Here is a 10,848-nt window from a genome sequence, read left to right as displayed (position 1 = left end):
TCTCAACCTTTAGGTCAGGGAAACGACCTTGCAGATCTGCTAAACGATCTAGTAGTGCTGCCTTATCAAATGGATATTTAAAAATGTCCGGATTCGGCTTAAAGGTAATGCTTGTGCCTGTTTCCTTCGTCATGCCTAAGACAAGCAGTTCACTTTGCGGTATGCCATGTTTAAAGTCTTGACGAAATACTTTTCCATCACGGCGAACCTCTACAGAAAGCTGTTCAGACAAAGCGTTAACTACAGGCATGTTTATGCCTTTTAACCCTTCGGAAGCTACAACGGATGCGCTTTTATTGTAATGCCCAAGCTCCGTAAGCACGGTTTGTACTGGAGTTGTCTTCGACTGAGGGAAGGCTTGAATCGGAATGCCTCGACCATTATCAGAGACGGTAATACTTGTATCGCTGTGAAGGACGATATATAGCTCCGTACTATAGCCTGCTTGGTGCTCCAACACCGAATTATCAATGACGGACCATAAAAGATGATTCGGATCGTACCCCTCTTTATTTTCGCCTAAATACTCTTCAACGTTGTTTCTAGCCTCAGTAAGCTCCATATAATGGCTCGTATCGAGCAGATCAGTAATAGCGGTCAACAAAAGCAGCAGCGGAAGCGTTCGATGAGCAGGCAGAGAATACTTGCCTCCACGTTCCTCTTGAACCAAAAGGTCAGCCCCGAGTAAGGCTTTGGTATGGTGGTAAAGCTGCCCCGTAGTTCCCAGGTTTAGTCGTTCTACGATATCTGAGCCGGAGAGAGGCTCCAGCAATACAGCAAGCAGGATGTCGAGCCGCTGCTTATTTCCGAGTGCAGCCAAAATTTTTGCTACTTTATCGGTGTCAAGACCAAGTAAGTGATGGACTTCTTGCTGCCTAGGGTCCCACCTGAAGCCATTGTGCCCGCGATATTGCCCGGAATAAAAGAGGCTGCCTAAATCATGCGGGACTTCATCGTTTAATGAGTTCTCATTTAAATTCATGGTTAATGCTTGTTTTGGAGAAGGACGAGTATTAATGACCTGAGTTAACATTTGTTTGAGCTCGTTCATCTCTTTGGTAAGTAGATCAAGCTCAGTTCCGTAGTCTCTAGAAGCGGTCAAACGGCATCACCTCTTAATATTATTGTTTTACGTAATTACGTTATACGATAAATTTAACATAAGTTCAGTGAATTGTAAACAATGACCAAAAACTTTATGGTACGATGAACAAATATTTTAATAGCAGGCCTAACATTTAAGGGGGTAAAGCATTGTTTTCGAAAAAGAGGCATGTGAGGATAGATTGGGAATGCTCCATTGAGGACGAAACAGATGCTCGCGTCTGTGTTTATGTCACATTTCCAGATTACTCCCGGTGGGTAGCTAATTTTTATACGGTAAAATGTATCGAATCCATCCGTAACGATCGGCTGAGCAGAGGGGACAATACGTTCGTCTGTTCAGAAGAGAATTTGATTATTGTCGATCAAGTAAGTCGAGCACATATTGAGAAAATTATTGATGAGAGTATTGAACAAAATACATTCGAGTATTTATTTAAATATTTTGGCTGGGTTCATGCACCGAATGTTAGACAATATCCTGGCGGTTTCTTCGAAAGCAAGGGCACTATCGATCCGATTATAATCAGCAGCCAAGCGAGCACACTACGCGAAATGTTGGAGCATGCCAGCGACGAATTAAGAGAGGTGATCAAACAGTTTCTGTTTGGCGAATGGCAGGCGAGGATCGAGCATCTTAAGCTGATACCCAAACTTGAAGCTAAACATATGAGAGTGGCTCAGGCAGAGCTTGAGGGTCGTGACATGAAGCGCGAGTGGGAAGACATTTTTGCAGAGGGTTTGGATGCCCAAGAAAAGACGAACATTTATATGGAACAATATTTATGGCATGTTTTCAGCTATGCAAAAAAATCATGCTTAAGCGATGAACAAGCGGTAGAAGCATTCCGTAATGAGCCTAAAAAGGCATGTTATGTCTTCTATCAGCAGCATGATTTAGTGTTGCTGATAGAAGATGCAGCGCGTTTAATGCCTGAGGATGTGGAAGGCGAGCAGGACATCTATATTGTAGATGAGCATTTTAAGTGGACCTATGTGGTAACCCATGAGTCTGAATTAGGGCCTTATTTTGTTAAGGCACAGTATACTCGCTAATCGTTACTCCAGGATCAGAGCCGTATTTCATGGTTTCGCCAGAGATCGAAATTTCCTTTACTTCATTGCCCAGTTCATCTACTAATACATGCCTAATGCCTCGCACAGGCCGAGGACTGGACGTTTTATAATTACCATTTTCCGAAATGTTAATTACTTCATATCCTTTTTTCTTAGAGATAGGTGGAGAGCTTGAATCGCCAAAATGAATGACAACAGTGCCATGAAAGCTTTGCGGAATGTGATGGATAACTGGTCTGCTTTTCTCAACCTCTGAGACCAGCATATTGATCGGCAGGTATATGATTACAAGTGAAGCAAGCAAGAAGATGAGATAGCCCTTCTCTTTTATAGCAACAAGAGAACCTACAGAAAATACGATTGCAGAGCTGGCAAATAATAAAATAAACAGTCCGAACTCAGGAGAAAAGAGATCCTGTATTCCCCATATTCCTAAGCCCATCATAACGGTAACGGAAGCTGCGGCAATGATACTTAGAACAATCAGCAGGGCAGTGCGCAGAAAAATAACCGACTTTCTCCAGCGGAACATCAGGGTGTAAAACGGGAGAATAAGGAATAGATACGAAGGAAGCGTCCAGCCGATTAGCTTGCTCGAATCACTTCCGAGGCTCTGATCGTACACAAGCGCCAAATATCCTAAATAGGCGAGTACGCCTGCAAAATAGCTGGCTATAGCAACTAAAACGTAAAATAGCTTTTGTTTCATGGGGACAACACCTCTTCTGTGTGTATGGGAGCTTTGTACCCCTAAAGCATAACGTTATACTGAATATCGCAATAGTTCTATCTTTTGTAGTACCGACCTCACGAAGCGCTTGGAGCAAGTACATCTCCAATAATTATTAGCCGCAAATAAGGAGGAAGTAACATGAAACGTATCCTTTCAGGAATAAAACCAAGTGGGGAGCTTAATATAGGCGGTTATGGAGGTGCCTTGCATCAATTTGTGAAAATGCAGCATGACTTTGAGTGCTTTTTCTTTGTGCCGGATCTTCATGCGGTGACTGTTCCTCAGGACCCTAAAGAATTATTTCAGCGTTCAAAGGACATTGCCGCATTTTATATTGCTGCTGGAATTGATCCTAAAAAGGCGACGATTTTTATACAATCGCATGTACCTGCTCATGTCGAGCTGGGATGGATAATGGAGACTCAGGTTCACTTTGGAGAGCTGAGCAGAATGACGCAGTTCAAAGAGAAATCAGATGGGAAAGATTCTGTCAGCTCTGCTTTGTTTACGTACCCTGCCTTGATGGCAGCGGACATTCTCCTTTATCAAGCGACCCATGTTCCTGTCGGGGAGGATCAGAAGCAGCATTTAGAGTTGACTAGAGATTTGGCTGCGCGATTTAATAGTCGTTTTGAAAAAACATTTGTAATTCCTGAACCAATCATCCCCACTATTGGCTCCCGTATTATGGGGCTTGATGATCCAACTAAAAAAATGAGCAAGAGCAACCCCAATAAAAATAGCTACGTGCTGCTACTTGACTCGCCAGCTGATATTCGTAAAAAGCTCGCAAGAGCTGTTACCGATTCAGAAATGTCTGTGCGATATGATTGGGACAATAAACCTGCGGTCAGCAATTTGATCGAGATCTATGCGGTGTTCTCAGGAGAGTCCACCGAGACGATTGAAAGGCGTTACGAGGGCCAAGGATATGGCGGGTTTAAGAAGGATTTAGCCGAGGTTGTCGTCGAGAAGCTAGTACCTATACAAGAGAGATATAGAGATATTATCGATTCAGATGAGCTGATCCGTATCCTTAAAGAAGGAGCGATGAGAGCCTCGGAAACGGCTCAAATAACGCTTGTTCAAGCGAAACGCGCCATGGGATTCGTAACCTTTTAACCGAGCAGATTTTGATTGCGGGTAGAGATCAAAATCAACAGGAAAATCTCCAGTTAATTTTGCGATTATGCCCGTATATTCTGAATTAGAAGGAATTTGTACCGTTAAATCAATGGAAATGGGCTGTTTCCTAAAATACTGCCTAGATTAGCGGGAAGATTTCCCGTTAAATTGGTTTTTATCAGAAAAGAGCGAATGATAGCGGGAGAAATTCCGGTTAGTTGGTTTCTCTGAAAGCCTATAAGGCAGGACGCCGTCTAGAATGAGTGGATTGGGATGAGTGAGTTACCAATATAGTAATGAAAAACGGCCAATCCCGCATCTGCAGCGGGATTGGCCGTTTTTTTTATTTCCTCCTAAGCGGCTTACACTTCTTTGCGAGTGAAATAAAGTAGGCCAATTGCAAAAAACAAAACAAAGCTGCTCGTTATCGTAATGAGCAAGTTTTCTAAAGGGAGCGCAAAAGCGCCGAAATTGTCGCCTTCGAAGCTTAGCATCGCGAGCATTGGTTGTGCCCATGGGTAGAAGGGAGCGAAACGTTCAGAATTAACGATAAGCATATTAGGCAGCGTAAGCATCACATTAATGACGAGTGGAGCGGCAAAGCTGCTCCAGCTTACAGATACGAGCAGCTGAAGCGCGGCAAGCGGGAGACAGGCAAGCCAGCCGCTGCCAACTCCTTTCAGAAGCATTGCCCATGGAAGCGGGCCGTCGATGCCTTGATAGGTCGCTGCAATAATAACTGCTCCTAGAAACAAAAGCTGCGTTATGGCAAGGAGAACAGCAACTACACTGAATTTGGCGAAGTAGAGTCCGATTCTAGACACAGGCAGCGTAAGCAGCTGCTTCCAGCCTCCTCCTACATGCTCGTATCTGCATACGAAAGCGGACAGAATGCCCGTTAATATTGGTAAGAACAGCATGGCGTGGAACGAAGCCATTGAAGCAATGAGCAGGGCATATTGAGCGGACGCATCCGGCGAATCAAACGATATTAACATGCCGAGAGCAAGTGACAGCAGCGAGCTGAGCGGGATGAGTATCCAAATAAACGTTTTGAATAACTTAATCCGTTCCGCAGCGACTAAACGTAGGAAACCCATCATTTCAATTCACATCCTTTTTGATGAAATGAAAGGCGCCAACAAGTAGAAGGATGCACCCGAGCAGAAAGCCTCCACCAACGAATAGCTCTCGCTGCGGATCCATATAACCTAGCATCGGCCAGTTTAACGGCAGCAGCTTTGACCAATCCTTTGAAATCAGGCCTGTGAATATGGAGCTGATCGCGATCAACACGCCAAACGTAATAGGAATGGCTTGATTTTTCATGGTCATGCAAAGCCATACAAACAGCGCAAGCACCGGGAGCGATGCGATAAACGGCAGGAAGCAAAGCCGCAAAATATCGATTACTGGCATCTCTTTAAGCCCGAATCGCAACGATAAACCAAGCGCAGCGGTTCCTATCGCCAGCAAAACACATGATGAGAGCAGCAACAGGAAGCTTAATGCAAATTTGGAGCGGAACACGGCACCCTTGGAAATAGGAAGGGCGAGCAGCTGCTTCCACGCATTTGTGTTATGTTCGATATTTGCTAGCAGGGAAGAGACAAGTGTCACTCCAAGGAATAGCGAGATTGGAACAAACATTTGGATGTCCTGAAGCAAGACCTCCCAGAGTCTCCCTGCATATCTGTTCGTTAAATAATCATAACGAAGTCCGTAATTAAGAGCTTGCATAGCGATCAATCCGATAGGGCCAATAAAGATAAGAAACCATAGCCCCTTGCCGCGTATTTTCAAAAAATCAGCTGAAAGTGCTTTGAGCATCATAGCTTACCCTCCCCGACAATTTGCAGGAAGAGATCCTCCAGTGATTTGCGTTTCTCCTCGACACGGTAGATAGAGTGGTCTCGCTCTACGAGATTTTTGACAATGCGTGCAAGCGCAGGGTTATCGGTATGCTCCAGCATAATGGCGGAACCATTTTGTACAGCGCCCACACCTTGCCGCTGCAAGGCAGCAAGTGCTAGTTCTGGCTCAGACACGACCAGCGATATTGTGCCTTGTGCCTGTGCATGCAAATGGCTGATCGTATCTTGGAAGACGAGCTCCCCCTGACGAATAATACCGACGGTTCCTGCTGTAAGCTCGACCTCGCTTAACAAATGACTGGATATAAGGACGGTAATGCCGTGCTGCTTAGGCATTTCTTTAATTAATTCACGAATTTCCAATATGCCGGATGGATCTAGTCCATTTGTCGGCTCGTCGAGCAGCAGCAGCTCTGGGCTGCCAAGCAATGCGCTTGCGATACCTAGTCGCTGCTTCATCCCAAGCGAGAAGCCTTTCACTGGACGCCGCGCTTCCTTGGCCAGTCCAACGATGTCGAGCACTTCAGCAATTTTGGATACAGGAGCACCGAGTATGCGGCGAATAGCTTCTAGGTTGTCGACGGCGCTTAAATGGCCATAGTACGAAGGGTATTCAACGAGCGAGCCGACTCGGCGCAATATAGATAACCTTTCCTTGTTCAAAGATTTCCCGAAAATATGAACCGATCCGCCCGAGGGCTGGATTAATCCGAGCAGCATGCGGATTGTCGTCGTTTTACCAGCGCCGTTCGGTCCAAGGAAGCCATAAATATCACCTTTTGCAATTTTTAAATTCAGATTGGACACCGCATAACGCCCTTTATAACGTTTGCTTAGTCCTTTCGTTTCGATTACCCATTCATTCACGTTAATCACCTCATTACTTACATTAACGGGTGAAGGTTAAACGAAGAGCTCCCCAAGTTTAAATTTTGTTTAAAAAAATTAAAATCAATTTGAATAAATGTATATGGTCGTTCCACTAGCTTGGGTATCCCTATGCCATTCGAGCTTCATTTCTTTCAGAAGATAATCGACAATGGCTAGCCCAATGCCTGCACCTTTGCCAGTCGGAGAAGCCTCTAGCCCGTTGCCATGATCGTGAATAACGAGCGCAGATTGGCCTTGGTAGCTCTCTATGGAAATGCCGATGTATTTGCCGCCGCTCGCATGCCTCGTTACATTTTGAAATAAATTATCCAGCACGCGGCGGAAACCTGCCTTATCGACAATACGGAGCATAGCACCATCAGGCAGCTCCACATCAGCGACGATACCTTCCTGTTCCCAAAGGGGATACCAAGACGCGGCGCTTTCACGAACTAATCGCAGCAGATCCAGTGGCTCCAGCTTAAGCGGATAGCGGCCGCTTGTCATGAGCGTGTAGGAAAGCAAATTTTCAATGAGGCTGTCTAAGCTGGTTATTTTTTGCTCCATTTGCTTCACAGCTGCTTTCGCATTCAAGCTTAATGATTCCTTATGCAAGGAATACAGATGGCTGTTCATGACGGTTAATGGTGTCCTCAGATCATGCGACAGGCTGGCGATGAGCTGCTTGCGAAGCTCTTCCTCTGCACGCTCGCGCTCCTTGCTCTCTTTAAGCTGTTCAACCATCTGATTAAAAGCGGTCTCCAGCTGCCCAATCTCATCATTTTTCTTAATAAGGATTGGCATCGGAAGACCGTTGTCGCCATGCAGCGTCATCGCTGATTGCAGACTGAGCAGACGTTTGCGAATGTGCCGGAAGAACAGCAGCGATATCATGAAGAAAAAGGCGAACATAATAAACAGAAACGCCAAATAAAAGGGTGTGCCTGAACCGATCGGCTTATCGAGCTGAATGATGGAGCGCTGCAGCTGCATCACCATAAACCCAGGCTCCTTATGGTTCGCCCCAAGGAAGGACACGACCGTAAAAGGATCGCTGTCGATGCTTGCTTTCATAAATTGAATGGAGCTGGCAGGCGTCCACTGACTGGGCAACTGCTCTTGTACGGGAAGCTGCAGCCTTGTTGATCCAGCAGAGTCAACCCAGAAGAGGGAAGCCTCGGGGTAAGTTTGTTTTAGCTCGTGCAATTTTTTGTCGATTTGAGCGGGATCCTTCTCTGTTAACTCAGCAGCCTGATTATGCCATATTGTGGTTAATTCTTTTCCGCTGCCATACTTTAAATAGTCCATATTAGCGGTTTGTGTATTTTCTTGAATAAGCATATAAAGAATAGAAGCTACCGGAAATATGATCGGAATAAACAGAAAAGCAAACAAAATAATAAGAAGGTAGCGAGACAACAAGGTTTGGCGAAACTTCATGCCTCCCGCGTGTGGTTTGGGCATCTTCATGCGCGCACCCGATAGCCGATGCCGCGTACCGTCTCAATGATTTCAGGAGCAGCGGGGTTTCGTTCGATTTTTTCCCTCAAATAACGGATATGAACCATCAACGTTTTATCTCCATCAATAAAGGATTCTCCCCATACAGCCTCATAGATTTGCTCTTTCGTAAGCAGTTGTCCCAAATGGCGAAGCAGATAGCTGAAAATGTGAAACTGCTTGCCTGTCAGCATAATTTCTTCCCCGGTCTCACGGTTTTCCACCCGGTTTTGCTGCTCATAGACAAGCAGATGCTTAATAGCCAAAGGTTCAGCAAGGCGTGCGCCTGACCTGCGAAGGAGCACTTCGATGCGTGCGGTCAGCTCGTCGGGATGAAAAGGCTTGGTGAGGTAGTCGTCAGCGAACTGCAGCCCTTGCAGCTTATCATCGATGGAGGTACGCGCTGAAAGCATGAGAATCGGGACATCCGGCGCCGCYTTTTTCAGACGTTGTCCAATAGTAAAACCATCGAGACCCGGCAGCATAACGTCTAGGATGACGAGTCTGCAGCCTGCAGCGGCCTCGAGTGCATGCTCGCCATTTTTTAACCATTCAACCTTATAGCCTTGCTCTTGCAAATGCTGTGAGACAAAGCTTCCGATTTCGATATCATCTTCAATATATAGCAGTGATGCCGTCATTTTTATAAATTTCCTTTCGTTCATTCATTTTGATCCCTTATTTTAGCTGTTCTGCTTCGATTATACGGCAGAGCTTGGCGGAATGCATACCATAAAGCAACGTTTGATGTGAATCAGCAATAGGAATTTATTTGAAAATAAAGAAAGGGACCTAGCCGACAACGGCTAGATCCCTTTCTATTCATTGCTTGGTCAGCCCTTGCTTCCAGGCTCCCGTGCTTTCTTTCCTTTTTCCCACCTAAATACTTTGTTTAACACTTTGAATACCCACTTTGACTCCTTAGTCAGAAGTGGTCCCAATATCGCCAGAATGAGTACATACAAGGCAGCGAATGGCTGCAGGAGCTCAAGCAAGCCGCCTGCTTTGCCGAGGTTCGCCATAATGATGGAGAACTCGCCGCGAGATACGATGGTCAAACCTATATTAGCCGATGCCTTCGGCGTTAAGCCAGCACTTTTACCGGCTAACATGCCTGCCAAGAAGTTACCGAATAGTGTAACGGCAACCGCACCAAGTGACAGCCATACGGCTCCGCCAAGTGCGAATGGGTCGATGGTCAGTCCGAAGCTGAAGAAAAATAAAGCGCCGAAGAAGTCACGGAAAGGCAAAATCATATGCTCAATCCGCTTCATATGAACAGTCTCAGCTAGTACTAAGCCTACAAGCAAAGCGCCGATCGCCTCAGCGACGTGAATCGTTTCGGAGAAGCCTGCTACGAGGAACAGGAAGCCGAATACGAGCAGCAGAAACAGTTCATTCGAGCGAATATTGAGAATTTTGTTCAGGAGCGGTGCAGCCTTCCTGCCGATAATCAAGAAGAGCAGCATGAATCCTAATGCATAGGAAGCAGACAGGAGTACTCCGCCTAAAGATGACGAATCACTGAGCACGAGTCCGGATAGCACGGAAATATATACAGCAAGGAAGATATCCTCGAACATAATGATGCCGAGAATCATTTCTGTCTCCGGGTTGGCAGTCCTCTTTAAATCGACGAGCACCTTCGCGACGATAGCGCTCGATGAGATCGTTGTAATGCCGGCGATGACCATGGTTTCCGCTACAGGGAAGTCGTTGATCCAGCCAAATAATAAGCCAAGTGAAAAGTTGATCAGAATATAGATCGTTCCGCCTACCGCTATTGAGCGACCCGATTTCATTAATCGACCCACAGAAAATTCCAGACCTAAATAGAACAGGAGGAACAGCACACCTAGCCGCCCCATGAATTCAATTAGTTCTGCACTATGAATAAACCTAAAGTCCAGTATGCCTACGTGCGGAGCATGTGGACCTACGGCCATGCCGATTAAAATATAAAACGGGATGACGGAAAATCGAATTTTTGCAGCTAACAGCCCGACTAAGGCGATGAGTATAACAGCAAGACCGATCTCCAGCACCATGTGATCCATAATTAACGGCTCCCATTTTGCAGCATCAGCTTAAGTAGCTTCAGATGCTGGCGTTCACCTGCAACGATGAGGGTAGTATCTGCTTTGAATATATAGTCGGGGCCGGGATTAATATGTTTTGCTTCCTTCTCAACCGCAGCGATAATGGTCGCTCCAGTCGTTTGGCGAATATCGGCCTGGCCGATTGTTCTGCCAATGCATGCGGCGTTTGGTTCAATCTTGTACCACTCAATCGTTAAATCATCGAGTGCGACTTCAATCGTTTCAAGCGCTTTCGGCTTGTAAGTCATACCGCCAATGATGGCAGCGACTTGTCTTGCTTCTTCATCCTCTAGGGTAACCATGGAAATGCTATCATCTGGATCCTCATAGTCAAAGTGATACATCTCACGGCGTCCGTCATCATGAATAATAATGACAAACTTATCGCCGCTCCTCGTCATAACTTGGTACTTTCGGCCAATGCCGGGCAGATCGGATTCTCTAATATTCATTGTGTATGCCTCCT

General features: G+C 45.8%; 11 protein-coding genes. 2 read left to right on the top strand and 9 right to left on the bottom strand.

Features of this window, described 5'->3' with window-relative positions; translation table 11 throughout:
• A partial coding sequence (locus AC1DSE_RS00355; protein WP_477527307.1) for an ATP-binding protein occupies positions 1-1,102 on the bottom strand: 1,102 nt, incomplete at its 3' end.
• Positions 1,103-1,254: 152 nt separating this feature from the next.
• Here AC1DSE_RS00355 and AC1DSE_RS00350 point away from each other — a divergent pair.
• Positions 1,255-2,160 carry a DUF4275 family protein gene (locus AC1DSE_RS00350; protein ID WP_477510951.1) on the top strand — a complete coding sequence of 302 codons (906 nt, stop codon included), beginning with the start codon at positions 1,255-1,257 and terminating at the stop codon, positions 2,158-2,160.
• On the opposite strand, the gene AC1DSE_RS00345 is transcribed toward AC1DSE_RS00350, so the two are convergent.
• The gene (locus tag AC1DSE_RS00345; RefSeq protein WP_477510950.1) at positions 2,138-2,890 is read right to left on the bottom strand and encodes a DUF6843 domain-containing protein; all 753 of its coding nucleotides are present in this window, start codon (positions 2,888-2,890) and stop codon (positions 2,138-2,140) included. The genes AC1DSE_RS00350 and AC1DSE_RS00345 overlap by 23 nt on opposite strands.
• 162 nt (positions 2,891-3,052) lie before the next feature.
• Here AC1DSE_RS00345 and trpS point away from each other — a divergent pair, with 162 nt between their 5' ends.
• The gene (gene trpS / locus AC1DSE_RS00340) at positions 3,053-4,036 is read left to right on the top strand and encodes a tryptophan--tRNA ligase (RefSeq protein ID WP_477510949.1); all 984 of its coding nucleotides are present in this window, start codon (positions 3,053-3,055) and stop codon (positions 4,034-4,036) included.
• 365 nt (positions 4,037-4,401) lie between these two features.
• Here trpS and AC1DSE_RS00335 read toward each other — a convergent pair whose 3' ends face one another.
• The 7 genes from AC1DSE_RS00335 to AC1DSE_RS00305 all read right to left on the bottom strand — a co-directional run bounded on the left by AC1DSE_RS00335 (position 4,402) and on the right by AC1DSE_RS00305 (position 10,834).
• On the bottom strand, positions 4,402-5,142 hold the full coding sequence (locus AC1DSE_RS00335) for an ABC transporter permease (protein WP_076268437.1): 741 nt from the start codon (positions 5,140-5,142) through the stop codon (positions 4,402-4,404).
• 1 nt (position 5,143) lies between these two features.
• Complete coding sequence (locus AC1DSE_RS00330) at positions 5,144-5,872, bottom strand: ABC transporter permease (RefSeq protein WP_477510948.1); 729 nt, start codon at positions 5,870-5,872, stop codon at positions 5,144-5,146.
• On the bottom strand, positions 5,869-6,780 hold the full coding sequence (locus AC1DSE_RS00325) for an ATP-binding cassette domain-containing protein (protein ID WP_441910529.1): 912 nt from the start codon (positions 6,778-6,780) through the stop codon (positions 5,869-5,871). Before AC1DSE_RS00325 ends, AC1DSE_RS00330 begins: the two co-directional genes overlap by 4 nt.
• Positions 6,781-6,864: 84 nt before the next feature.
• The gene (locus tag AC1DSE_RS00320) at positions 6,865-8,223 is read right to left on the bottom strand and encodes a HAMP domain-containing sensor histidine kinase (RefSeq protein WP_477527306.1); all 1,359 of its coding nucleotides are present in this window, start codon (positions 8,221-8,223) and stop codon (positions 6,865-6,867) included.
• Between the two features lie 26 nt (positions 8,224-8,249).
• A complete protein-coding gene (locus AC1DSE_RS00315; RefSeq protein ID WP_076268628.1) occupies positions 8,250-8,924 on the bottom strand; it encodes a response regulator transcription factor in 675 nt (224 codons plus the stop codon).
• Positions 8,925-9,116: 192 nt separating this feature from the next.
• Positions 9,117-10,340 carry a cation:proton antiporter gene (locus AC1DSE_RS00310; RefSeq protein WP_076268433.1) on the bottom strand — a complete coding sequence of 408 codons (1,224 nt, stop codon included), beginning with the start codon at positions 10,338-10,340 and terminating at the stop codon, positions 9,117-9,119.
• Between the two features lie 2 nt (positions 10,341-10,342).
• Positions 10,343-10,834, bottom strand: coding sequence for a cation:proton antiporter regulatory subunit (locus AC1DSE_RS00305; RefSeq protein WP_339206454.1), 492 nt, complete (start codon positions 10,832-10,834; stop codon positions 10,343-10,345).
• Positions 10,835-10,848: the final 14 nt, after the last annotated feature.

The sequence above is a fragment of the Paenibacillus sp. 01L418 genome, assembly GCF_056400045.1.
This window is presented reverse-complemented; position numbering and strand designations above follow the sequence as displayed.